This window comes from Gardnerella sp. DNF01141 (genome assembly GCF_049244255.1).
In the GTDB taxonomy this organism is placed as follows: domain Bacteria; phylum Actinomycetota; class Actinomycetes; order Actinomycetales; family Bifidobacteriaceae; genus Bifidobacterium; species Bifidobacterium vaginale_E.
This window is the reverse complement of record NZ_CP058391.1, coordinates 266214-291447: the sequence shown is the minus strand read 5'-3', so window position 1 is coordinate 291447 and position 25234 is coordinate 266214. Positions and strand designations below refer to the sequence as shown.

The 25234-nt window shown below is 40.6% G+C and carries 25 protein-coding genes and 1 pseudogene; 16 read left to right on the top strand and 10 right to left on the bottom strand.

Features of this window, described 5'->3' with window-relative positions; translation table 11 throughout:
* Positions 1–53 precede the first annotated feature (53 nt).
* A complete protein-coding gene (locus tag HXT35_RS01100) occupies positions 54–509 on the top strand; it encodes a tripartite tricarboxylate transporter TctB family protein (RefSeq protein WP_421788172.1) in 456 nt (151 codons plus the stop codon).
* A 50-nt stretch (positions 510–559) separates the two neighbouring features.
* Here the strand turns inward: HXT35_RS01100 and HXT35_RS01095 are convergent, their stop codons facing one another.
* The 9 genes and pseudogenes from HXT35_RS01095 to HXT35_RS01055 form a co-directional block, all read right to left on the bottom strand.
* Complete coding sequence (locus tag HXT35_RS01095) at positions 560–1255, bottom strand: IspD/TarI family cytidylyltransferase (RefSeq protein ID WP_004129166.1); 696 nt, start codon at positions 1253–1255, stop codon at positions 560–562.
* A 7-nt stretch (positions 1256–1262) separates the two neighbouring features.
* Positions 1263–3272 carry a nucleoside-diphosphate sugar epimerase/dehydratase gene (locus tag HXT35_RS01090; RefSeq protein ID WP_004129168.1) on the bottom strand — a complete coding sequence of 670 codons (2010 nt, stop codon included), beginning with the start codon at positions 3270–3272 and terminating at the stop codon, positions 1263–1265.
* 300 nt (positions 3273–3572) lie between these two features.
* Positions 3573–3666, bottom strand: a pseudogene (locus HXT35_RS01085) (IS3 family transposase); the annotation flags it as partial.
* A gap of 307 nt (positions 3667–3973) precedes the next feature.
* Positions 3974–4252 carry a type II toxin-antitoxin system YafQ family toxin gene (locus HXT35_RS01080; protein WP_004129172.1) on the bottom strand — a complete coding sequence of 93 codons (279 nt, stop codon included), beginning with the start codon at positions 4250–4252 and terminating at the stop codon, positions 3974–3976.
* 2 nt (positions 4253–4254) lie between these two features.
* Positions 4255–4575: a type II toxin-antitoxin system RelB/DinJ family antitoxin gene (locus HXT35_RS01075; RefSeq protein WP_004129174.1), complete on the bottom strand. Its 321-nt coding sequence runs from the start codon at positions 4573–4575 to the stop codon at positions 4255–4257.
* 464 nt (positions 4576–5039) lie between these two features.
* Positions 5040–5489: a Panacea domain-containing protein gene (locus tag HXT35_RS01070; RefSeq protein ID WP_004129176.1), complete on the bottom strand. Its 450-nt coding sequence runs from the start codon at positions 5487–5489 to the stop codon at positions 5040–5042.
* A 332-nt stretch (positions 5490–5821) separates the two neighbouring features.
* The gene (locus HXT35_RS01065; protein WP_004129177.1) at positions 5822–6754 is read right to left on the bottom strand and encodes a LysR family transcriptional regulator; all 933 of its coding nucleotides are present in this window, start codon (positions 6752–6754) and stop codon (positions 5822–5824) included.
* A gap of 101 nt (positions 6755–6855) precedes the next feature.
* Positions 6856–7506 (bottom strand): HAD family hydrolase, encoded by a 651-nt coding sequence (locus HXT35_RS01060; RefSeq protein WP_004129179.1) that lies wholly within the window; start codon positions 7504–7506, stop codon positions 6856–6858.
* 40 nt (positions 7507–7546) lie between these two features.
* A complete protein-coding gene (locus HXT35_RS01055; protein ID WP_004129180.1) occupies positions 7547–8557 on the bottom strand; it encodes an ADP-dependent NAD(P)H-hydrate dehydratase in 1011 nt (336 codons plus the stop codon).
* A gap of 306 nt (positions 8558–8863) precedes the next feature.
* On the opposite strand from HXT35_RS01055, the gene HXT35_RS01050 reads away from it, so the two are divergent.
* From HXT35_RS01050 to HXT35_RS00980, 15 genes are all read left to right on the top strand, one after another.
* Positions 8864–10045, top strand: coding sequence for a metal ABC transporter substrate-binding protein (locus HXT35_RS01050; protein WP_421776130.1), 1182 nt, complete (start codon positions 8864–8866; stop codon positions 10043–10045).
* 71 nt (positions 10046–10116) lie between these two features.
* Positions 10117–10839: a metal ABC transporter ATP-binding protein gene (locus HXT35_RS01045; protein WP_421777398.1), complete on the top strand. Its 723-nt coding sequence runs from the start codon at positions 10117–10119 to the stop codon at positions 10837–10839.
* 5 nt (positions 10840–10844) lie between these two features.
* The gene (locus HXT35_RS01040) at positions 10845–11777 is read left to right on the top strand and encodes a metal ABC transporter permease (RefSeq protein ID WP_421788168.1); all 933 of its coding nucleotides are present in this window, start codon (positions 10845–10847) and stop codon (positions 11775–11777) included.
* Complete coding sequence (locus HXT35_RS01035) at positions 11778–12638, top strand: metal ABC transporter permease (protein WP_421788166.1); 861 nt, start codon at positions 11778–11780, stop codon at positions 12636–12638. It abuts the gene before it with no gap.
* Between the two features lie 171 nt (positions 12639–12809).
* On the top strand, positions 12810–14840 hold the full coding sequence (gene thrS, locus HXT35_RS01030) for a threonine--tRNA ligase (RefSeq protein WP_421788164.1): 2031 nt from the start codon (positions 12810–12812) through the stop codon (positions 14838–14840).
* A gap of 395 nt (positions 14841–15235) precedes the next feature.
* Positions 15236–15892 carry a CDP-alcohol phosphatidyltransferase family protein gene (locus HXT35_RS01025; RefSeq protein ID WP_004129191.1) on the top strand — a complete coding sequence of 219 codons (657 nt, stop codon included), beginning with the start codon at positions 15236–15238 and terminating at the stop codon, positions 15890–15892.
* Positions 15893–15953: 61 nt separating this feature from the next.
* The gene (locus HXT35_RS01020; RefSeq protein WP_004129193.1) at positions 15954–16712 is read left to right on the top strand and encodes a YebC/PmpR family DNA-binding transcriptional regulator; all 759 of its coding nucleotides are present in this window, start codon (positions 15954–15956) and stop codon (positions 16710–16712) included.
* Between the two features lie 6 nt (positions 16713–16718).
* Positions 16719–17300, top strand: coding sequence for a crossover junction endodeoxyribonuclease RuvC (gene ruvC / locus HXT35_RS01015; protein ID WP_004129195.1), 582 nt, complete (start codon positions 16719–16721; stop codon positions 17298–17300).
* A gap of 90 nt (positions 17301–17390) precedes the next feature.
* Complete coding sequence (gene ruvA, locus HXT35_RS01010) at positions 17391–18014, top strand: Holliday junction branch migration protein RuvA (RefSeq protein WP_421788161.1); 624 nt, start codon at positions 17391–17393, stop codon at positions 18012–18014.
* Between the two features lie 37 nt (positions 18015–18051).
* Positions 18052–19104 (top strand): Holliday junction branch migration DNA helicase RuvB, encoded by a 1053-nt coding sequence (gene ruvB / locus HXT35_RS01005; protein WP_004129199.1) that lies wholly within the window; start codon positions 18052–18054, stop codon positions 19102–19104.
* 68 nt (positions 19105–19172) lie between these two features.
* Complete coding sequence (gene yajC, locus HXT35_RS01000; protein ID WP_004129201.1) at positions 19173–19577, top strand: preprotein translocase subunit YajC; 405 nt, start codon at positions 19173–19175, stop codon at positions 19575–19577.
* Between the two features lie 141 nt (positions 19578–19718).
* Positions 19719–20300, top strand: coding sequence for an adenine phosphoribosyltransferase (locus HXT35_RS00995; protein ID WP_004129204.1), 582 nt, complete (start codon positions 19719–19721; stop codon positions 20298–20300).
* 90 nt (positions 20301–20390) lie between these two features.
* Complete coding sequence (locus tag HXT35_RS00990; RefSeq protein ID WP_004129206.1) at positions 20391–21806, top strand: DUF6350 family protein; 1416 nt, start codon at positions 20391–20393, stop codon at positions 21804–21806.
* A gap of 34 nt (positions 21807–21840) precedes the next feature.
* Positions 21841–23514 (top strand): bifunctional phosphoribosylaminoimidazolecarboxamide formyltransferase/IMP cyclohydrolase, encoded by a 1674-nt coding sequence (purH, locus tag HXT35_RS00985; RefSeq protein WP_421788158.1) that lies wholly within the window; start codon positions 21841–21843, stop codon positions 23512–23514.
* A gap of 144 nt (positions 23515–23658) precedes the next feature.
* On the top strand, positions 23659–23976 hold the full coding sequence (locus HXT35_RS00980; RefSeq protein ID WP_421788156.1) for a DUF3017 domain-containing protein: 318 nt from the start codon (positions 23659–23661) through the stop codon (positions 23974–23976).
* Positions 23977–24084: 108 nt separating this feature from the next.
* Here the strand turns inward: HXT35_RS00980 and HXT35_RS00975 are convergent, their stop codons facing one another.
* Positions 24085–25053: an MIP/aquaporin family protein gene (locus HXT35_RS00975; protein WP_421788154.1), complete on the bottom strand. Its 969-nt coding sequence runs from the start codon at positions 25051–25053 to the stop codon at positions 24085–24087.
* Between the last annotated feature and the right edge of the window lie 181 nt (positions 25054–25234).

Below are 25234 nucleotides of genomic sequence, written 5' to 3'. Positions count from 1 at the left end.
TGTGCAATAGATGCGTTGTATGCGAAAATTTCAGCGTAGAAAGGAACTTAATCATGGCAAACCGCAAAGAGCGTCGCGCAAGGGATAAGCAGAATCGTAGGGGTATTCCTTCGCAGTATGATGAAACAAAAGGTCGCGCTCGCGGCGGCATGATTGACGAGTATAATTTGCAAGAGCGTTCACGAAAGCTTCAAGAAAAGGGTGCTGGCCCTTGGAAGCCGACTTCTAACGTGACGGCTGAAGAAGAAAAAATTGCACGAAATATTCGCCGAGCTGAATCAGGCGACGACACTTGGAACGCTGTTCGTAAGGTTATTGGCGTGTGCTCTTGGGCTGTGATTTTGCTTTCTGCATTCGCATTTTTGGTGATTATGTGGTTCCCAAGTCAGCCAATGGTGCTTGTTATAACGATTGCTGTGTTGTTTGCTTTGGGCGTATTTGGGCTGTTCTTTAGTTTTAGCAATGCTAAGCAAAATCCTCATCTTGACGAGCATGGAACTGCGCTTTAGGTCTAGAGTTTGGGCCGTTTTGAAATTACTAATTGATGTTATTTTAAACGTCACTGATTGTGATTTCGTTGGTTTAGCAGCATTTCAAATCGTCTAATATCTTCCTCATAGGTGATTTTGAAACAGTCACGATCTCCCTTAGAACAGTGTAGGGTCTCGCCAAGTCGATTCATAAGGACGGCTGTGCCTTGGTAACCGAAATTTTCGTTCTTGTGTTGATATGCCCAAAGTAATTTTTTTAGTCTAAATGTATGGGGGTTTTGTATTACAAATAAATTTTGACTAAAATTCAGTGAAGTTATTTTACAGTTTTCAATAGATGCAGTTTCGTCTATTTGCTCGTAGCATGCTACAGCATTTCCAAATTTTTCTGCAACATAAAATGAATCCTCTATCATTTTCGAAGTAACAAGTGGTCTTACCGCTTCGTGAATTAGAATCAAAGGGTTCGTATTTATGTTTTGTTGTATTCCATCTATACATTTACTTGTAGATTCAAATATATTCTTTCCCCCGTCAAAAATATGCTGTACTTTAGTGAAATTGTAATTTTTACATATTATCCTTAGAGTCGTAATCCAATCAGTTAAGCAAGAAATATAAATTTCATCTACACTGTCATTATTTTGGAAGCATTCTAAAGTGTGAGCAATAATTGGTTTTTCTTTCACAGGGATAAACTGCTTAGGTATATTGTACCCGGTGCGGATACCTATTCCTCCAGCTTGAAGTAATACAGCATGCATATATGCCTCAATCTATTGTATATATCGTTTTGTCTTTATTGTAATAATTGATAATTATCTGAGAAATTTCTTCCGGATAATTGTATGATGCATTGACAAAGACATCAACATCTTTTGCTGTTGACAGTGATACAACTGGTACACCATCTATGTATTTTCCTTGAAGATTTTTGTCAGAATCCACGAAATAAGAAATATTTATATTAAATAGCTTAGCTACTTTTAAGAAATCCTTACCTCGTTGTCCAGCAGCAAAAATAGCAACTTTTTTATTTCCTAATTTTTCTATTATATCAACCATACTTTTACTGCTGGGTATGTTTAAATGTTTTTCTATCAGCTCTCTTTTAAAGAAGTTTGGATTTTGAATAACTACTTTTGCTTGAGGGTAGTCTGAATTTGTATGATTTTTATTTTTTAAAAATGTATTGCAATTGACTATTTGAGTATTTGATTCGCCAAGAACAGTATATACCGTTTTTTTGATAGTATAATTATCATAGAGTTTAAGAGTTCCAATATGCTGTGCTTCTTCAACATTTGGTGTTTCAATTAACCTTCTCCATATATTGATGAATCCAATCTTATTTTTTAATAATTTGTTAACATCAAAGAACTCACGATACTGCGACCATAAATCTATGAAAGCGTAGATTCCGCGTTGGCATGCTAATGCACGAGGAAAATTTTCTTCTAAGCCAGCTGGTACTATGCTATCTAGAATAGGACCGTTACTATCGTATGCTAGAGTTGTTCCGCAAATATCGTTAATAAGTGGTTCAAGAGTTTGAATTTGATACATGAGTCTCTTTGTAAAATGAGTATTTTCTCCCGCCATTCCTAGCCAACTGTAAATGTGGAGCCCATTTTGTATATTTCTTATTTGTGCAGTGTCAGATCCCATCACAATAAGATGTGAGATGTTTAGCATACATCTCTGCATTTTAAGTATATCGTCAATTAGAGATTCAGAGGTTCCTGAAAATCCGATGTCGACTGTCGCCATTTTTTGGTTTGATTTGTTTGCAATTATTTTATGAAGATTTTGACAAAATAAATTACGCTGGTGCTCACTATAAGATGTAATTTTGTATTTGTTTGAATATAAAAATTGGGAAAATTGTTCTAAATAATTTGCATTTTTCAGGTCACGCATAGTTTGGAATTGAGAAAATTCGCTTCCATTTAAACCTATATCTTTGCAAAGTACTGACGGTGTAGCTTTTGATTTGATTAGTATTTGTTCCATTTTGTAAATAAAATTATTACTGTTTATGCTAGCATTAAATAGGAATCTTCTTGAGCAGAATATGGGTTCGCACTGTATTTTAGTTAATTTTCTTATACAAGTAGACAGTACTGTGGCCTCTCTCATCAATGGAAGAAGAATTTTTATGTTATTTTTATTGCAAAACTTAATAATCCATTCTGTATAAAGTGCATATACTGGTGCGATAACTGATGCGCCTAGATTATAGAAAAACTTTTCATCTTCTGTTTTTTCCTTACCGCCATTTGCTGCAAGTTCGCGAAGAAATCTAATTTCTCCAACAGTATTACCGAAATAGTATTTTTCAAATGCAAATGCGTCAAAAGGTTTTGCTTTGTTTTCAATAGATCCATTGAAGTTAATTGTACCTCTGAACTTAATAGAATGATGAGCAAAAAGTTGAAAAATCTCTTCACGTGTAAAATACGGAGGTGCTTGGATGATACTATTACCAAGTGGTAAAACATCTCGATTTACAATGCTATATTTCTTTTCAGCCTCAATCTCTAAATTGTATATTTTTATATTAATATCATCTTCAAAAGGAAGAGACATGCAAATGTTGTACAGCTTGCTGCTGTTTATATTTTTCATAGTATGTAGAAATAATGTTTGAAATGTTTCAGGCGAATAGTCTATAATATCCACCAGTTGTTCTCCAACAAGAATATGTATATCGTCATGCCTATTAAGCTTATATTTAAATAACTCTGAAAATTGTATTTGTGTTGGCTGATTAGTTAGCATGTTAACATCTCCTAATAAGTTTTGTCGACAGTATAAGTATGCGCATCAATGATTAGACAAGATTATGCTTTTGTGTTAATTTTCCTTTGAGCGAAACTATGTAGCGTATCATCCAGAGCGATACTGCTTTGGGTTAAGTATCAGAGTGTCTTAGGATAATTTTTAGACATTTTGTGCAATTATAGCACAATGTTCCATAATTGTCTTTCCGTTAAGCCCCATTTTAATTCTGTGGTTGTTGTAAAAACCAATATAAGTATTAATGGTTTGACATAATTCTTATGTACTATCTCAGTTAGGTGGATAATACATTTCTGTTTTCATTCGTCCAAAAAAGCCTTCACGTGCAGCATTATCTCCACCATTTCCTTTTTCTTGACATGGAGCGTGTAATCCCATTGATTTCAAGCTCAGCAGTGAGCGCTTAGACTGCGAGAATCACACAACTCAAAACCTTCCAAATGCGCGAGCGTTATCTCCTTTACACGCATGTAAAGTATTAATCACTTTTCAACAAAATTCCGACATTTTATTTACAACGCTGTAAAGGAATCGTCGTTTTTGCAGATTCGGGAAACATTTGTCAGGTGGAGAATGCGCAGGAAACAGATTTGATTACCGCAAAACGCTTGTATTACAAGGCCTAAGGCATGATTCCTTACACACGTTGGCCTATAACCGCCTTAGCTAGTCTTAAAAATCTACTCGTTGAATACGTCGGAGTGTGTTCCCGTGCGAGAAGCAGTTAAAACAAGCTCATTTTCCTTAATTATGTAAATAAGCAGCCAATCTGCTCCTACATGGCATTCGCGAAATCCTCGGTATTTACCTTTAAGCGGATGATCTTGATACGATTCGTCAAGAATCTCTTCGTTGCGTAACTTTTCAAGTAATATATCAACAAGATGTGTATCGTATCCGCGCTTTCTGATTCGCTTCATGTCTCTTTTAAACTGTGAAGTGTATGTTAAAGTAAGCATGATTAATCTTCCTTAAAAACGTCGTCCATCATCTTGGACACTGAGTTATAGCGTTTTGCTGGAATTTTTCCAGATAGAATATCTTCGGCTTCCTTAAACGCGGCGATTGTTTCTTTATTGTATTTTGGCTGCTTTAAGTCGAATGGGAGTCCTTCTACCATAAGTGACTTGTGTAAGAACATGTTGATTGCATCGCTTAGAGTTATGCCGAAGCTGGCGAATAATTCTTCTGCTTGCGCTTTAACATCCTTGGTGACGCGCACGTTAATGCTTGCGGTTTTTGCTGAGGCCTTTGCTGGGGTCGATGTTGCGCTGATTGCCATAATATTCTCCTTGATTTTATGTATATAATGCTTTGCTTCTATTATTGGGTTAGATTTTACGCGTTAAATTTGCTTATTTCTCTAGTTTTTCTAGTTTTTGATATTCAGCTATCAACTTTTATTACATTCTACAATGTATTATTTTGTTTTACAATATGCTATAAACGTTTTACGTTGTGTTACTATTGCATTACATTTGCTTCTTGCTGCTCTTGTTACGAGATACGCTTTCTGACGATGTGTGCGCTCTACTTAAGCAGCCAATCCGTAAGATTAATCGCCTTATCCCGTAGTAAGAGTTGTAGTGTCAAAACTTGCAAAAATTCAAAGTTTTTGAATCCTACGTTAAAAACTTTTATATTTTGACAAGTTTTTGAATTCTACGTTAAAAACTTTGTGTATCGCACTAAACCGCGCTCCTCACCAAACCGCTCCTCACCAAACCGCTCCTCACAAAACCACGCCTACACAACAGGATGGTTCACGTAATAGTCGTGAATAGACTTCTTGGAAATTATTTCCTCGCTGCCTTGATTCGCAGGTATTCCGATTCTCGCTCGAATCCATGGATCTTCTTTGTGCGTTCTTTCACTGAGCTGATTTCCTGTAAGATTTCCAAGCTTCGCACACACTTCCTTTATGATTTTCACCTGCTCATCTTCTAAATCTGCACATCTTTCCGGAAGAGAAATCAGTAGTTCTTCTTTGCGAATTGTAAATCTTCCTCGATGCCTGTTGAATAATTCCAATGAAACTGGACCGTTTGTCCAAGCTTCAAAATCTTCCGGGAATAGTGACAATCCAGTTGTTGCTAAGCTGTGCGCTTGAGAATAATATACAAGCTTCTGCAGTTTCATAGTTGTCATTGGCCCCATAATTTCCAATATTTTTGCCGCTACGTTAATAATGCTCATCGCGCACCTCCTTTTCTTTGCGGCGAATTAATAGAGATTTTATGAATAGCAAAAGTGGGCGTCAATTCGATTAAAGAAATGTGGATAACTTTCAGTGTTTTTTGTGCGCCAGTTTTGAGTGTCTAATTGCTAATTGCTGATTTCTGATTTATAAAATTAATCGCGCGCAGTTAACGCATAACGTATTAGCTGCGAGCGTATTTATGTGTTGTGCGTCTTAACCTCGCGCTACGTACACTACACTACACAACACTACTTTGAGTTGCTTCTCTTTGTTTTGCATTGATTGCGCAATGCAAATGTAATTGATTGCGCAATGCGTATGTTTATGTCTAATTTTGTGAATCAATAAGCGTGTAGCCGTGCCTTGTTATTACAGACTTAAGCTGAGTAAGGTAGGCGAGTGAGGCTTTAGAAAGTTTAGTTCTTTCGTTGGTAATCCAGCCAACAAGCATAGTGTCGTCGCATTCTAGCGGAATTGTAACGATTTTTTCGTTGTTCAAGTCGCCGTTGTTAATTCCAGTGCAAATTGTGTAGCCGTTTAGTCCAATAATAAAGTTCAGGATTGTTGCGCGGTCGGAAACGTTGATTTTTTTCGGCGGACGAGTTGGCCACACTGCTTCCTCCGCAAAGAAGAAGCTTCCTTCTTCTCCCTGCTCGTACTGAATGAACGGGTATGGTTTCAAGTCTTCCAAGCTCAGGCTTTTGTGAGCTGCAAGAGGATTGTTTCTGGAAAGAAAAACGTGCAATTTTGCTCGGAAAAGAGGGTGGAATTCCAAATGTTTTTCGCGAAGCAGTTTGCCAATTACATCCTTGTTGTAGTCCGAAAGGTACAAAAGTCCAAGATCTGCGCGCATATCGCTTACTTGCTTAATAATATTTTTTGTGCGCGTTTCGCGAATAGAAAACTCGTATTCGTCGGAATTTATGCTACGAATCATATCAACAAATGCTTCAATAGCGAACATGTAGTGTTGTGTTGCAACGCTGCACAATTGTGGGCGTGGCTTTGTGCTTTTGTAGCGTTCCTCAAGCAAATCAGCTTGCTCAATGACTTGTCGTGCGTATGTTAAAAATTCTGCACCGTCGGAAGTTAAAACAATTCCTTGAGTTGATCTTGTAAAAATCTCAATATTTAGCTCACGTTCAAGCTCTTTTACAGATGAGCTCAGTGCAGGCTGTGAAATATAAAGTGCTCGCGCTGCTTCGTTCATTGAACCGCAGTCGACGATTTTCACAATATATTTCAGCTGTAGCAAAGTCATATTGAGCTTCCTTTATAAACTTTTGTAAGTTGAGTAGTGGTGAGTTAAATAAGAGCCGGTAACGAATTTAGCAAAAGGCGTCGCCATGCGAATTTGCCAAATTAAAGTTTAACTCCAATTGCTGCTAAATCTTTACGCGCCTGCTCGGCTGTTGTAAAAACAAAACCGTGCATGCCAACAGCGTGAGCTCCGTCAATATTTGCAGGCTTGTCGTCAAAGAATACTGTGTGTTCGGCTTCGAGATTAAATCTCCTCATTGCAAGCTCAAAAATTTCCGGCTGTGGCTTGTGTAAATGTTCAACGCCAGAAATAATAGTGCCCTGTAAAAGAGTTGAAAGTTCTGGGAATTTTCGAAGGGCCAGCGGGAAAGTTTCACTCGACCAATTCGTAAGTCCCCACACTCCGTAGCCTGCTTTTTGCAAATCGTGAAGCAAATCAATCATTCCTGGCATCATTCGCGTTAAAACCTGATCATAATTTGCGCAATACCAACGGAATGCTTCGGCAAGCTCGTTTCCAAATCGGCGTTCATATTCTGGCATAAGATCTTTCAACAGCTCGCCACCGTCCATGCGGTCTTCAAACTCGTAGAATCCTGCTAAATCATCTTTTCCAAAGCTTCCGTTAGGGCAGATTGTGTCAACTAAATTCGGGAACTGTTTTTGCAAGCAATTGCGGCAATTCCATTCGAGTAGAACTCGGCAATAATCAAACATAACGTCGTGAATTTTAAGCGGTTTTGTGGTGTTCATACTGATGTGCGCTTTCTTTTAGTAGTTTCTGCTTTGCAAGTTACTTCATGTTTATAAGAATCCCAAGTACGTGGGGAAGTGCGCTAATTATGTCGCTTGCCACAATTGGGTGTTCTAAAGCCAACGGCTTTTTTGCTTTTAACATATCTTGCACGAGCTGAGCGTAGCTATTTCCTCCGCTGCTTCTAGAAGCAAATACTGCGCAAATTCCGTGAATTACTGCTGCACTTGCTGCAATAAATGCGTAGTTTGTGCGGCTTTCGTCTTGCTTTTCGCGCTGTGCAAGTAGAGCCCCTAAAATTCCTGCTAACACATCCCCAGATCCTGCAGTTGCAAGCCAAGTTGGGCCGTACTGAGCAACGTATATTGGCGTATGAGTGTAGTTTGGGGAGGCAACGACTGTTTTAGCGCCTTTAACAAGCACGGTTGCTCCAGTAAGATCTGCTGCTTTTTGAGCGTACTCAACAGGATTTTTCAATATTTCTTGAGCGCTTATTTCTAAATCGTATCTTTTAAAAAGTGAACATAATTCGCCTGCGTGAGGAGTTAAAACTACTTTTGCGCAAACTTTTTTAGGAAGTAAATCTAAAGCTCCAGCGTCTACACATATTGGGGGGAGTGCGTTTTGTGATTGTGATTGTGATTGTGATTGTGATTGAATATTGCTTGATTGGCTTTCGTTTTCATAGTTTTTAAGTATGTTTGCAATTTGTTCTCTTTGCTCTTGTGCGCTTTCGCTGTTGCAATGGCTTGCGTCTGGTATGCCAGAGCCGACTGTTATTGCGTCAACTTTTCCTTGCAAATTTTGCGATGCTACTACTTCGGGGGATGCTTGTAATACTAAGTTTTGTGCGCGAATAGGGCCTGAATAACGAACCATTCCAATATTTGCGTATGCGGCTGCGCGAGTGCTTAATACGGCGGCTCCCGGATACTCGTTAGATCCAGTGATTACGCCTAAAACTCCTCTGGAATACTTATTGCTCGACTGATTCGGTATTTTTAGGCATTTACTAGCATCTTTTGTTGCTAAATTTACAAGTGGGCTCATATATATGATTGTAGTAAATATTTGCGATTGGTGCGCTATGTTTTATCGATTGTATATTCGTTTGCGTATACACTATTTGCCGTCAGAATGCAAGAAAAATCGTGATTATAACAGACGAAAATTTTGCGACACGCGCTTTTATAAAAAATGTAAAGAAATTTTTGAAATATTGTTGACCCTCGTCCATATTTTATTTAAGCTATAAGCGTTATTGCGAATGATTATTTTTTTCATGAACAATTTTTCATGGCTACTTTACGCAATCAACCCATGCAATAACAGTAAAGATTCCCGAAAGGAACGAGTGTGAAAACTTCACGAATTTTCGCAACTGCCGCTGCGGTTGCACTTTTAGCTACTTCTATGAGCGCTTGCGGCTCTTCTAAAACTGCCGAAAACAATGCAAAAGGCAATCAGGTAAACGTAGTGGCAACAACAACGCAAATTTGCGATTACGTAACTCAAATCGCGTCAACTGCAGACGCAAATTCTGGTTTAAGCCTTAATAAAACCGATTCCCAGGGCAAAAAGTCTGTAATCGGAGCTCCAGCAAACAAAGCAAAGTCAACAATTAACTTGACTTGCTTGCTTGCGCCAAACGCTTCTGCTCACGAGCACGAAATGACTCCAGCGCAGTCTAAAGCTCTTTCAAAGGCTGATTTGATGCTTGTTTCCGGCGTTGATCTTGAGCACTTCTTGGATCAGGCTGTAGAAGCAACCGGTTTTAAGGGAACAATGGGCGTCACTTCCGGTATTCTTACCGCAGACGAAATCAAAGATCCAAAGGCTGAGGCTGCTAAGGAAAAGAATCTTCCTTACAAGGTTGACCGCGGTATTGCTAAAGTTCATGCCGAAAAGTGGCCATTCCCTCCAGAAGAAGGCGAAAAGGAGCCTGAATTCCAGTACGATCCGCATATTTGGACAAGTACCAAGAATACTATGATTCAGGTTAAGAATATTGGTGCATTCTTAGGCAAGGCTCTTCCTGCAAGCAAGTCGATTTTCGACGAGCATGTTGAAAAGTTCGTTAAGGCTTTGACGGATTTGGACGCTTGGGCAACTAAAGCCTTGAACAGCGTGCCACAAGAGCATCGCGTTCTCTTTACTTCTCACGACGCATTCGGTTACTTCTCTCGCGACTACAATGTGAAGTTTATTGGTGCAGCACTTTCTGACTTCAACAGCCAGCAGGATGCAACAGCGGACCACATTAAGAAGGCTGCGGAAGATGTTAAAAAGTCTGGCGCTGTGGCAATCTTTGCAGAAAACTCCAACAATTCCAAGTCAATTAAGGCTGTGGCTACAGCTGCAGGTGTAAAGGCTATTATTGGTGACGATGCGCTTTATGGCGACTCTTTGGGACCAGTTGGTTCTGCAGGTGAAACCTACATTGGCTCCATTGTTCACAATGTTGAAACATTGGTGAAGGCTTGGAATGGTAAGGTTCCGGACCTTCCAGAGTCAGTTAAGTCGGCATTAAAGAAGTAGTTTTAAGAATCAAAAGATTCTAAAAAGATACTGAAAAGACTGGAATTATAGTGAATAAGAGCGTCCTTGCAATGAAGAATTGCAGCCTTGCTTACGGTTATAAAACTGTGGTTACAGGTATTAACGGTAGTGTTGAACCTGGAGAGGCTTTGGCTTTAATAGGGCCTAATGGTTCTGGAAAAACAACGTTTTTGCAAGCCATTATTGGGATTGTGCGCGTAAGTCACGGCGAACTTAGCATGCCTAAAGATTTGTCTATTGGATACGTGCCTCAGCAGGTTGATTTGGACTTGACTTTCCCGATTACTGCTCGTCAGGTTGTTGCCATGGGATTGAGCAGAAAAACTGGATTCCTCGGTTTGCTTAAAAAAGAGCAAAAACAAGCCGTTGAGGACGCTCTTAATCACGTTGGATTGCTTAACCGTGCGGATGTTCGTTTTGGTGATCTTTCGGGCGGTCAGCGCCAGCGCATTTTACTTGCGCGTGCTATTGTTGCTAAGCCAACTTTGATTCTTCTTGACGAACCATTTAACGGTTTAGATGAGCCAAATCGTCGTGAGCTTCTTAATATTATGAAAGCCGCTAAGCAAGAGGGAATAGCTTTTGTTGTTTCTACTCACGACTTGGTAATTGCGGATGCTATTTGCGAAAAAGCGTTACTTTTGGCTGGTCGCCAAGTTGCGTTTGGTCCGCTTAAAGAAGTTATGACGAAAGAAAATATTACTTGCGCATACGGCGGAAGCATGCCTGCTGCTTCTGCAGGTCTTACTTTTTCGGAAATTGCGGAAGGCTGATTTAAATGCTTGCCCAATTAGTTGAGTTATTAAGACAATCGTTGGAATCAATTCAAGGCTTTGATTTTATTGCTTCTGCTCCTTACATTTTCCGCCCATTCTGTCTTCTTATAGTTCTTTCCGTAGCTAGTGGAATTGTTGGAGTATTTGTAAACTTGCGTTGTGCAGAATTTAATGCGGAAGCTATAGTTCACGGCATTTTCCCAGGAATTGTGGTCGGAGCTTTATACGGTGGCATTAATCGTATTATTCCGGGTGCTGCAATTTGCGCAATATTTTTAGTTGCAGCTCTTGTATGGGCTTCTCGCTCGGCTAGAATTAACGAGTCTGTTATTGCTACTGTTCTTACGACTTTCTTTGCGCTCGGCGTAGTAATTTCGCTTAAAAAAGGCGATATGTCTGGGCAACTTGAATCGCTTATGTTTGGCAGACTTCTTGACGTAACAGACGAGCGCATGACTCAAGCTATGTTGATTTGTATTTTTGCAATTATTGTTATGTTAGCCACATGGAAGCAGCAAATTATAGTTGCTTTTGATCGCGCAAGCGCTCCTCTTATGGGCGCTAACACTTTGCTTGTTGACATTGTGCTAAACGTTGGAATCGCGGCAGTTGTTGTTTCAGCGTCTTCTGCGGTTGGTGTTCTTCTTGTTATTGGATACCTTGTTATTCCGGGTGCTAGCGCTCGATTAGTTTCGCGCACTGTTTCTGGCATGGTAGCTGTTGGCATTGGTGTTGGTATTTCAGGCGTTTTGCTTGGAATGTACGCTATGAATCTTGAGCTGGATCACCCTGTTTCTCCGCAGGCTGCAATTGCTTTAAGTATGTGCGCAATGTTTGTTGTTGTGCTTATATTGCGATGGGCTTTCCGCTTTGTTTCCTCAATAATTCCGGCGCATGAATCAAATAAATCAATCTTAAAAAAGCAGGGAGCTTAAATGGTAAGTATTTGGCAAATTATTGCGCTCCCGATTGTTGAAGCGATTGTAGTTGGCGCATTATGTGGTTTCGTAGGGTCTTTAGCTCTTCTAAATCAGCGCATATTCTTTACTGAATCTATTACGCACGCAGCTTTTCCTGGAGCTGTTCTTGGAGTAGTCTGCACATCTATATATACAATCGATCAGAATGTGCTTTCATTAGGATTATTTATTGGGGCTGCAATTGCGTGCGTATTTCTTTCGTTAGTAATGCACGCACTTTCGCATATTAAAGGTATTTCTTCTCAGGCTGCTGCAGGAATTACTCTTACTGTTGGTTTTGCTAGCGGATATTTTTTGAATAAGTGGTTTGCGCCTCTGCCGCTTCGTATTGAAGGATTTTTAACCGGATCTTTGCTTAATTGCACTCCTGCAGACGTGATTTCAGCCTCTGTAGCTTTTTTGCTTGTTTTAGGATTGTGGATTTTTAACGCTGCTAATCTTGTGCACTGCTCTTTTGACCCAATCAATTACCGCGCTGCTGGCGGAAAATCTGGTTTTATACAAGGTATGGTTCTGGCTTTAATCATTATTACAGTTTCTGTTATTATTCCAGCTGTTGGAACGGTTGTTTCAGTATCTCTTATTGCTGCTCCTGCCGCAGCTTTAAAATCAAGAATCGCCTCTATTAATAAATTTGTGCTATCTTGCGTATTTTCGTCTATTTTAATTGCGCTCACAGGCTTAGCTCTTGCCGTAATATTAAAGCTTTCAGCAGGAGGCACTATTGCTATTTGTGCTGGAGCTTTCTTCCTTCTAACTAAACTTGTTGAGCGGATTGTTTATGGCATTTGCAAGTGCAAATCTGTTACAGCATAGTTGAAGTCTTACGAGTGTCCTAAAGTATCAGTGGATTGCGCGTGAAAAATGCGTGCGATTGACGTCGTTTTTGCGTTTAATTTAATAAAATTTTAACCGCATGAAATTCGACGCCACACAAGTCCAGGTCTGCACATTAGTAACGCAAGACCCCGATAGAAAAGGACAATTATGGCTGAAAATACCATCTCCATCACCGTAAACGAGGAACGCAAGGAGGTGGATGCAAGCTTCACTGGCGTTGAACTTTTCGCGGAAGATAAGAATATTATTGCCGTGCGTTTAAATGGCGAGTTGCGTGATTTGTACACGCCTCTTCATAACGGCGATAACGTGGAATCAGTAGCACTTGATAGTGAAGATGGCATCGCAATCATGCGTCATTCCGCTACACACGTGATGGCTCAAGCTGTTCAAGAAATTAGACCAGACGCAAAGTTGGGCGTAGGTCCTGTAATTAAAGACGGCTTCTACTACGATTTCGATGTTGATACTCCATTTACGCCAGACGATTTGAAGCAAATCGAAAAGCATATGCAGCGCATTATTAAAGAATCTCAAAGCTTTAGCCGCCGCGTTGTAACAGAAGACGAAGCGCGTGCTGAAGAAGCAAATCAACCTTATAAGTTGGAGTTGATTGGAGATAAGGAAGCTGCTCTTGATCCAGCTGCTGCTGGCGAAATCAGCAAGCACGAGCTTAGCATGTACGACAATTTGGATCGCGAAGGCAATAAAGTTTGGAGCGATCTGTGCCGCGGACCTCACTTGCCAAACACTCGCTATATTAAGGCTTTTAAGCTTGAGCGTGTGGCTGCAGCCTACTGGCGTGGCTCGGAGCAGAATCCTATGCTTCAGCGCATTTACGGTACTGCATGGCCTAGCAAGGAAGAGCTTAAAGCTTACACAACTCGCATGGAAGAGGCCGCTAAGCGCGACCATCGTAAGCTCGGCCAAGAGATGGATTTGTTCTCCTTCCCAGATGAGATTGGCCCAGGCTTAGCAGTGTTCCATCCAAAGGGTGCTGCAATTATTAACGCAATGGAAGATTATTCGCGCGAGCAGCATCGCAAGCATCACTACAGCTTTGTGCAAACTCCGCACATTACTAAGGGTGGATTGTACGAGACTTCCGGCCACTTGCAGTGGTACAAGGATGGCATGTATCCTGCAATGAAGCTTGACGAAGAGCGTGACGAAAACGGTAACGTAACTCGCCAAGGTGCTGACTACTATTTGAAGCCAATGAACTGCCCAATGCATAATTTGATCTTTAAGTCTCGTCAGCGTTCGTACCGTGAGCTTCCTTTGCGCTTGTTTGAGTTTGGTACCGTGTATCGCTACGAAAAGTCTGGCGTTGTGCATGGCTTAACTCGCGTGCGTGGTTTGACTCAGGATGATTCGCATATTTACTGCACTCGCGAGCAAATGCGCGACGAATTGAAGAGCTTGCTTAACTTTGTGCTTGGTCTTCTTAAAGACTTCGGTTTGAACGACTTCTACTTGGAGCTTTCCACTAAGGATGAGCACAAGTTTGTTGGTTCCGACGAGATTTGGGAAGAAGCAACAAACACTTTGGCAGAAGTTGCTAAAGAGTCTGGTTTGGAGCTCGTGGACGATCCAGGTGGAGCAGCATTCTACGGTCCGAAGATTTCTGTGCAGGCTCGCGACGCAATCGGCCGCACTTGGCAGGTTTCTACTATTCAGCTTGACTTCAACTTGCCTGAGCGCTTTAAGTTGGAGTACATTGCGGCTGACGGTAGTCACCAGCGTCCGGTGATGATTCACCGCGCACTCTTCGGATCTATTGAGCGCTTCTTTGCTATTTTGCTCGAGCATTACGCGGGCGCGTTCCCAGCATGGTTAGCTCCAGTTCAAGTAACTGGCGTTCCTGTTGCAGACGAGTTCGCTCCACACTTGCAAAAGTTTATTAGCGATTTGGAAGAGAATATGGTTCGTTGCGAAATGGACAGCTCCGACGATCGCTTTGGCAAGAAGATTCGTAACGCTTCTAAGTCTAAAGTGCCTTTCACTTTGATTGCTGGCGAAGAGGATGTGAACAACAATGCTGTGAGCTTCCGCTTCCGCGATGGCAGCCAATTGAACGGCGTTCCTGCCCAGCAAGCTAAAGAGTGGATTCTTTCCATTATTAAGCAGCGCGTTCAGGTGAATACTGCTGAAGATTTCGAGCGCTACACTAAGTGATTTAAGTTATAACTTAGGTTCTAACGTAAGTTTCGGTGTAAGCTGAATCTTAACTAGAAAAAGCCCACACTTCTTAACGTTGTGTGGGCTTCTTTTATATCTAAATCTCTACACTGTTACTCTCGCAGATTAACTGCGTTAGTAACGGTGTTTTGCTTATTACCGTTACTTTTTCAGTTTGTTAGCTGAGTTAGTAACGGTGTTTTGCGTATTACCGTTACTTTTTCAGTTTGTTAGCTGAGTTAGTAACGGTTTTTTGCTTATTACCGTTACTTTTTCAGTTTGTTAGCTGAGTTAGTAACGGTGCTTGTATCTTCTTACAGCCGCATGGTTAGTATAAAAGTGTTGTTTGAACACAAGTTTTACTTGCGATTATGCTTAGGAGGGTTGATTCAATGTTGGAATCGTTACGCAGTAGTTTTAAGCGTGTTATTGATCCTGTTGCAAAATTGTTGGTTCGCCTAGGCGTAAGTGCTAACGCTGTAACAGTTGTTGGCACATTAGCAGTAGTTGTTATATCTTTCGTAACGGCTTTTACAGGACAACTTTTTGCAGGAGCAATATTTCTTACGATTTTCGTACTTGCAGACGGTTTAGACGGCTCAGTTGCTGCACTAACTACTGGTGGCACTCGTTTCGGCGCATTTCTTGACTCAACTCTTGATCGCATTGCAGACTGGTCCTTATTTATGGCAGTGTTTATTTGCTTGTGGCGGGCAAATAATAAAAATGTGTGCATTTGGATGCCGTCCATTATTGGAATGTCGTTAAAATATGCTGGATTATTTACTTGTTTGATTGCGCTTATGGCTGCTTTTGTAACGTCGTACACTCGCGCTCGCGGTCAGTCAATTTCGGTTGATCCTAAAAGTGGATTGATTACTAGAGCAGATCGTGTGGCTCTAATTCTTGTTGCTATGGGAGTATCTGGTATAACTAATCAACTTTTCTGGTTAAGTTGCGCAATGATATTGCTTTCTATTGGCGGTATTGTAACTGTTATTCAGCGTATTCTCGAAGTAAAGCACGGTCTTCAACAAAAAGATAAGTAAAATTGTCGCGAAAGCGCAATAAAATCGTTTCGTTTGATTAATTGTACATTTTAGGAGTATCATGTCAGGTCATTCCAAGTGGGCGACTACCAAGCATAAGAAGGCCGCTATCGACGCAAAGCGTGGCAAGCTTTTTGCCAAGCTTATTAAGAACATTGAAATCGCTGCTCGTTTGGGCGGTGGAGATCCTGATGGTAACCCTACGTTGTACGATGCCATCGTTAAAGCTAAGAAGGCTTCCATGCCTGCCGATAACATCAAGCGCGCGGTGAAGCGTGGATCTGGTGAAGAAGCTGGCGGCGCTAACTACGAGGAGATTGTTTACGAAGGTTATGCTCCTGCAGGCGTTGGTTTGATTATTGAATGCCTTACCGATAATCGTAATCGTGCTGCTGCTGATGTTCGTTCCACTCTTACTAAGGGTAATGGTTCTTTGGCAACAAGTGGTTCTGTGAGCTTCAACTTTGAGCGTAAGGGCTTGATTGAAGTTCCATCCGAAGGCGTTGATTACGATAAGCTTTTCGAAGTTGCTGCAGAAGCAGGTGCTGAGGATGTAGCTGACGATGGTGATGTGTACTCCGTTTACACTAATTCCAGCGATTTGGTTACCGTTCGTAAGGCTTTGCAGGATGCTGGTTTCGACTACGATTCTGCAGATATTATTATGCATCCAAATAACGAAGTTGAGTTAAGCTTTGAAGATGCTCAGAAGGTTTCTCGTTTGATTGATAATCTCGACGACCTTGATGATGTTCAGAATATTTACAGCAACTGGACTGCATCGGATGAAGTTATGGCTCAGCTTGAGGAAGCAGAATAGTTTCATATGTTGATTTTGGGCGTTGACCCCGGGCTTACACGCTGCGGGGTCGGCGTGATTGAAGCCGGCGTTTCGCGTCGGCTTTCTTTTATTCACGTCGATGTACTGCGATCTGATCCGAATCTTTCTCAAGATTTGCGTTTGCTTAAGATTTACAATGGTTTAGTTGAAAAGATTGAGCGCTTTTCTCCGGATGCTGTTTCTATTGAGCGTGTTTTTGCTCAGGAAAATCTAAATACTGTTCTAGGAACTGCTCAAGTCGCTGGTCTTGCTATGTTGGCTGCCGCTCAACGCAATATTCCAGTCGCTTTGCATACTCCTACTGAGGTTAAGCTTGCTGTTGCTGGCAACGGTAAGGCGCAAAAGCCTCAGGTTGAGCGCATGGTTGCTCGTCTTCTTGGTCTTAATATGCTTCCAACTCCGGCTGATGCTGCTGATGCTTTAGCTCAGGCAATTTGTCACGCTCTTCGTCCGGAAGGTGCTTTGCAAGGCGGCGAGCGAGAGCAGCATTTAACGCCAGCTCAAAAACAGTGGGCTTTAGCTCAGCGTGCGGCTCGCGGTGTAGCTTCTGTCTCTCGAGGCATGTAGGATAATAATAGAACAGATGTTCTATTATTTGTTTTTTGACTTGTCTGCTACTTTGTGCTGTGAGTTTTTATTGCTGGAAGGTGAGCGTTTATGATTGGTATGCTTGTTGGTAAAGTAGCGTCTGTTGATGCTCGCACTGCTCTTATTCTTGTTTCAGGCGTTGGTTACGAAACTTATATGCCTTCTCAAGATTTGTCTTCTTTGCACGAGGGGCAGGAAGTTCGTGTTTATACTTCTATGCAGGCTTCTCAGGATTCAATAACTTTATACGCTTTTACAACTCAAGCTGCTAAACGCATGTTTTTGCAGGTTCAAAAAGTAAGTGGTATTGGTCCTAAAGTTGCGCTTTCAATTCTTTCTACTCTTAATGTTGATCGTCTTTTGAAAGCTATTTCCGAAGGAGATGTTACTGCTCTTTCTTCCGCGCCAGGCTTGGGTAAAAAAGGTGCTCAGAAGATTATTCTGGAGCTTAAAGGTTCTATTAATCTTAACAGTTTATCTGCAGACGTCTCTGACGCTTCAAGCAGCAAAACTATTGATACTGGCGTTAGCGCCGTAATTGATGGTCTTGTTTCTCTTGGTTGGCGTCAATCGGATGCTCAAAAAGCTGTTGAACAAGTTTGCGCTGAAAATAATATTGTTGCTCCTGTAACTGAAGCAGATATGCCTAATGTTTTGCGCATGGCATTAACTTTGTTAGATAGGGGTAGATGATTATGTTGTTTAAAAATAAAGCATTGGGGGAGTTGAAATGAGTGATGAATATGCAATTGCACTAAATACTGGTGTTTCGGAAGATTCTTTGCGCATGGTTTCTTCTGCTCCTTTAGCTAATGAGCAGCTTAGTGATGAGGAGCTTCGTCCGCGCGCTTTAGAAGGTTTTATTGGCCAGCCTTTACTTAAAGCACAGTTGCAATTATTTTTGGATGCGGCCAAAAAGCGCGACGTTCCGCCTGACCACATGCTTTTGGCTGGTCCTCCAGGTTTGGGCAAAACTACTCTTGCAATGATTGTTGCAAACGAGCTTCAAGTTCCTATTCGTATTACTTCCGGTCCTGCTATTCAGCATGCTGGAGATTTAGCTTCTATTCTCAGCGCTTTGGACACTGGCGAAGTTTTATTTATTGACGAAATTCACCGTCTTCCGCGTGCTGCCGAAGAGTTGCTTTATATTGCGATGGAAGATTTTCGCGTTGACGTTATGGTTGGTAAAGGTCCTGGAGCATCTTCAATACCGCTTACTTTACCACGTTTTACAGTAGTTGGCGCTACTACTCGCGAAGGCATGCTTCCTTCTCCATTGCGCGCTCGCTTTGGTTTTACAGCTCACCTTGATTTTTATCCTCACGAAGAGCTAGAAAAGCTTATTGAACGTTCAGCTAAAGTTCTTGGAATTAATCTTAAAGATCAGGCTGCTAAAGAATTATCTTTGCGATCTCGTGGAACTCCTCGTATTGCAAATCGTTTACTTAGGAGAGTGCGCGACTGGGCGATTGTTCACGACTTGGATTGTGTAAATCAAGATGCTGTTGTTGAAGCTTTAGCATTGTATCAAATTGATACTCAGGGTTTAGATAGGCTCGATATTGCGGTTCTAAAAGCAATGGTTTGCCAATTTAATGGAGGACCGGTTGGTCTTAATAATTTGGCTGCAATGGTAGGTGAAGAAGCGGAAACTGTTGAAACTGTTTGCGAGCCGTATTTGGTTCGTGAAGGATTCTTAATTCGTACACCTAAAGGTCGTGTTGCGACTGTTAAAGCTTGGGAGCATTTGGGTTTGAAAGCTCCTAGTAATGTCAGCTAGATGGCTTAAAATAATTGTCTTGGACGGCATTTCGGCCGTCTTATGGTTGGACACTTAAGGAGTTTATTGTGCCTCAATTTTTCCAGCAGTACGGTCTTCTTATTGCGCTTATCGTAGTAATGGTTGTTATGATGTGGTTCCAAACTCGCAATGCTAAAAAGCGTCAGAATGAAATGCGTTCATTCCATGAATCTTTGCAGCCAGGTACTGAGGTTATTACAATCGGCGGAATTATTGGCAAGATTGTAAGCGTAGATATGCAGTACGAAGAAATCGTTATTGATTCTGAAGGTAGCTTAATGCGCGTGTCCTTTAGAGCTGTAAACAGGTTGTATGTACGTCCTGCATTTATTAGCGACGAAGAAGCTGCAGATAATGAAGCTGAATCTAATGCAGAATCTGCAGAATCTGCAGAAGCTACACAAGCTTCAGAATCAGTAGAAGCTGAAAATACTGCAGATACTGCAGAATAAAAAATAAAGCTTTTAGTAAAATTTATAATTAAAAATTTTTAAGTCGTGATGTGTGAAGTTTTTACTTCGCGCATCACGCTAATATGCAGATTTTTTCCATATTCCAGAATCACATCTTGCGAAGAAAAGAACGTTAGGATTATGACAACAACGGATATTACAGCAAAATCGTTGAGAACAGTAAGTAAAGATGATTCAGATTATCTTGCTTCATTAATTCGTACCGTTCCAGGATTTCCAAATCCGAGTATTGTATTCCGCGATTTTCTCCCAATATTTTCTAACGCGCGTGCTTCTCGTATTCTTGTTGACTCTTTAGTAGACGCTTTGCCTACTGAGCCTGATTCAATCGACTTAATTGCAGGTCTTGAAGCTCGCGGTTTTCTTTTCGGCCCACTGCTAGCAGAACGTTTAGGTAAGGGTTTTCTTGCTATTCGTAAAGCTGGTAAGCTTCCACCTCCAGTTATTAGCGAATCTTATATGCTCGAATATGGTCAGGCTAGTATTGAAATCGAAAGTGATGCTATTAAACCTGGCCAGCGTGTTCTTATTGTAGATGATCTTATTGCAACTGGAGGAACTGCTAAAGCAGCTGCAAATATTGTTAAAAAAGCTAAAGGGCAAGTTGCAGGATTTAGTTTCGTGATTGAACTTACTGGCATTAGTGGAATGAACGATTTAGAGGATTATCCTTGCAGCAGTTTAATGACTATGCCTGCGTAGAGTTTAGCAAAATATAAACAATTTAAAGCACTAGGATTATTTTACTAAGATTAGTTTTACACGTTTGAAATAGTACTGAAAGGAGAAGCTATGGTTGAAAAACTTAAGTCATCCTTAATCAGTGTATCTAAAGGTGTAATTACTCCGTTTATTGTAATTTTTGTTTTTTCTCTTACAATAGGACTTTTCTTATCTCTTACTTTACTTATAGTTTCTATTGAAGAAGGAACCGGTAATCTTTCTGATTCCGCAATGTCTATGACTTGGGCTGTATTTATGTTTGCTCAAGGAATTGGTCTTACTTTTGACAATTGTGTGCTAACAATAACTCCTTTAGGTTTAACAATTTTGCTTATAGCTTCTCTTTCTAGCCTAATTAGAAAAGTTGAAGGCGGCTCTACAGCATACGTAACAGGTACCGTATTTTGGGTTGCTGTTAACGTAATTCTTTCGCAAAATACGCATATAACTTTGGTTGATTCTGTTCCTGTTATTATTTTCAAAACAGCTTTAATATACTTAATATCTTTGTTTATTGCTGTTTTCCCGCGCAGCTTAGTTTATAAAACTTTTAAGAAGCGTTATAAACAAGTGTGCCCTGAATTTGCGCAAAAAAATATTCTCATAATTAAACGCTTGTCAGTTATTTTATTTGCAATATACTCGGCTGTGGCTTTAGTAACTGTAATAGTTTGGTGCTGCACTAATATTGGCTCTGTTAATTCTTTCTTTATAAAACTCGGTATGCAAAATGGTTCGCGTATTCTTACGTCAATTGCATGCCTTGTGTGGTTGCCAAATATAGCTATTTGGGCTTTGTCTTGGATTTGCGGAGCAGGATTTAGTATTGGGAAAGTTGCGCATTTTACTTTGGCTTCCTCAATGCATAAATCTTTGCCACCTGTGCCAGTTTTTGGAATATTTCCTGAATCAGTATCCGATTCGTTATACCGAAACGCAATATTGAGTGTTATTCCAATAATTTGTTTTGCGGTAATACTTTTAGTAATATTGCATAAACGCGGTTGTGGATTGCGTTTGAAAAATATTGAAGATAAAGAAGAGCTTAAAGCTTTTGCTATAGGTCTAGCTCAAGCAGCTGCAGTAAGTATTTGCATCGCTTCTTTAATAACAATTATTTTTACTATTGTTTTTGCTTTGGCCAATGGATCTTTAGGAGAGTACAGGCTTTCTTTTGTTGGAGTTGACATTGTTGAAAGCACTAGGGCTGTAGGCCATCTTACTCTTTATGCTGTTTGTGCAGCTTGGCTTATTGCAGTTCTTGGAATATTGCTATCTTGGGCAATTCGTTACCTTTTTTCTATGCTGCTTAATAAAAATTCTGCGCAAAACAAAACTTTTAATGTTGAAGCTGAAACTACTTCTGAAAATCTTACAGAAGATAATACAAATAAAACAGATACCGAATTAATACAACGAAAATCACCTTTGTCTTTGAAAAAAGCCGCTCCTAGAACGGTTTCATCAAAGACCAAAAGAGAATAAATTCCTCACCACTATTTAAGGAAGGACGACCGCCGTGCAACAGACACATAGCCAAGAATCAAATGCAAATGTGCTGATAACCACAGGGGAAAGGTCAATTCGCCGTGTGTTAGTTTCAGTTTTTCATAAAGAAGGACTTGAAATACTAGCAAACGCGTTTATTAAAGTTGGTACTGAAGTAGTGTCAACTGGTTCTACTGCTTCTAAATTAGCCGAGCTTGGTGTTAATGTTACTGAAGTTTCTACTGTTACTGGTTTCCCAGAAAGCTTAGATGGTAGGGTAAAAACTTTGGATCCGCATATTCATGCAGGAATTTTAGCGGATATGAATAATGCTGATCATGTAAAGCAGCTTGAAAACCTTAATATAAAGCCGTTCGATGCTGTGGTTGTTAATTTGTACCCATTTGTTGACACGGTTATGAGTGGTGCTGATAATGATGCCATTATTGAGAAAATTGATATTGGCGGACCTTCTATGATTAGAGCTGCTGCAAAAAATCATAAGTCTGTTGCTGTTATTACGGATCCTAAAGACTATCAGCTTTTGGCAGACCGTGTTTCTTCCGGCAAAGGATTTAGCTTAGAAGAGCGCGAATATCTTGCTGCTAAAGCATTCGAGCACACTGCTTCTTATGATGCTGCAATCTCTCAGTGGACTCAAAAAGCGTGTCCAAAGCCAGAAAGTCTTAACGCAAAAGATGTTGAAAACGAGTCTAAAAACGCTGAATCCGTGTTGCTTCCTGCAGAATATACGCGTACTTGGCATTTGGAACACGAGCTTCGCTACGGTGAGAATCCTCATCAGCAGGCTGGATTGTATGTTGATCCATTGCATAATGGCGGTTTAGCTCAAGCTGAGCTTCTTGGCGGAAAACCTATGAGCTACAACAATTATGTTGATGCGGATGCTGCTTGGCGTGCAGTTTGGGATTTTGCTCCACAAATTGCTGTTGCTGTTTGCAAGCATAATAATCCATGCGGCTTGGCAATTGGCGAAACTGCTGCTGTTGCTCATAAAAAAGCTCACGCTTGTGATCCTGTAAGCGCTTACGGTGGCGTAATCGCTGCAAACACTACAGTGACTTTGGAAATGGCAGAAAGTGTTCGCCCAATTTTCACAGAGGTTATTGTGGCTCCAGACTATGAGCCAGAGGCTTTGGAATTGCTTCGCACTAAGAAGAAGAATCTTCGCATTCTGAAGGTTGCAACTCCGCCTGTTTTGGATTTGCAAGTGCATCCTATTGACGGCGGTGCGTTAGTGCAGTCGGCAGATAAGATTGACGCTTTTGGAGATAATCCAGAAAACTGGACTTTGGTTTCCGGCGATCCTGCAGACGTTGATACATTGCGTGACTTGCAATTTGCGTGGCGCTCGCTTCGTTGCGTAAAATCTAACGCTATTTTGCTTGCGCACGACAACGCTACTGTTGGCATTGGTATGGGACAGGTTAATCGCGTGGATTCTTGCCATCTGGCTGTTGAACGCGCTAACACTTTGGCAGATGGTGTTGAGCGTGCTAAGGGAGCTGTTGCAGCTTCTGATGCGTTCTTCCCGTTCGCTGACGGCCCTCAGATTCTTATTGAAGCGGGCGTTAGTGCAATTGTTCAGCCAGGCGGCTCTATTCGCGACGAGGAAGTGTTCGAAGCTGCACGTTCTGCCGGAGTAACAATGTATGTAACTGGCACTCGTCACTTCTTCCACTAAATTCTCGTAATTTAGTAAGTAAGTAAAATAAGTAAATTCATATTCTAAAAATGCAGCGTTCGATAACTTCAAGCGCTGCATTTTTTGTTTTTTTTTTGTAAAACAACTTGTGTTTTATTATTGCAAGTTATGTATTATACAAGTATGACAAATAGCGAGCAGCAGACTAAGGGTAGTAAAACAGAGCATCCGTACGTGTCGGAAAAGTCTGAAGGAAAACCTTACGCTGAGTGGATTGTAGCAATTATTGTTTCAATAAGCGCAATACTAGCTTTTATTGGATACGCAACAGCCGCCGCAGCTATTGTTTCTGTGACGGCCATCTTGCTTGGAATTATGCGATTGATAATGCGTCAGCGTAGTTTATGGAAGGTTCGTTCCGTGAGCTTTGATGCTTTTATAAGCATTGCTCTTGGAATTGGCTTACTTGTAACGTGCGCTTCAATCGCATTTTTGTTGTAAAAGAAATATAGCAAACAATTGCATTTATTACTTTTACTAGTTTTATTGCAACTGTTTGCTACATTTATTACTATTTTTTTTTATTACTATTTTTACTATTTTCTATTACTATCTATAGTTTTCTTGAAAATTGCTCATGTTAGTAGCATCGCTCTGCATATTGTTAACGCTATTTGCTTCACTAAATCCAAAATTAGCTGAATTTTCATCATAATTTTGAATTGCTACTGGAGCTTGATTAGCGTTGTTTGCATGAGTGTAACCCGATTTTCTATTCTCAAGATTTGCAGAAGTGGTAAGTAATTTAGTAAGCAAAGTAACAAAACCAACAAGTGCTGCCGCAAAAATTGGAGCAATCCAGAAAACCCACAACTGAGTTAATGGCTTAACTTCAAGCTCTTTAAAGTTTGCAACAATTGCGATGCCTGTAGAACGTGCAGGATTAAGACCCGAACCTGTAACCTGGTAGGTAATAAGCGTTGCAGCTGCGTAAGCAATACCCATGTGAGTGGAATAGCCGCAATTGGTCTTGCCGTTATCTTTTGTGTAATTCATTGCTGTAGCAACAATTATTGCAACTGCAATTACTTCAACCAATAAGGCTGTAATAACGCCGAAGGAAGAGTTTACGCTTTTTAGCTGCGTTGCAGAAATAGAGCCTTGTTCGAAACCGTTTACAACAGGAGCGAACCAGTTAGCATCTTTCACCATTTTTGTTTGAGGCAAAATGAACACAAAAGCGCTCGCTGCAAAAATGGATCCAAGAACTTGCGCAATAATATAGCAAGGGCCTTCCAAATACGATGTGCGTCCTGTAAACATAGATGCAATAGTTACAGCAGGATTAAGTTGTCCGCCAGAAACTTTGGATGCAATAGAAATTGCTGCAGCATACGCAACGCCTGTTCCTACGGCAATCATAAGCAAATTAATGCCGTACATTGCTGTTGATAGTGAATAAAAAGTGTAAATTGTGAACATTAATAGCGCTGTAGCAATAAACTCGGTTGCTATTTTAATAACAAGTGGAGAGTCACTTTTAGCTTCTTCAGAAGTTGTTTCCGGTGCTTCAATCATAGTTTTCCTTACTTTAATACGTGTTGCTGTATAGTTTGCAACTTATTAAAACAACTGCTATAGTATCACGGCCATGCCATACGGTAGCATAGAAAAAGTGGTAATTTTCTTATTTATCACAATTGCGAAAGTAATAGAAAAATTATAGTAATAGAGAATTGTTTGATTTAGTGCTTAAAAA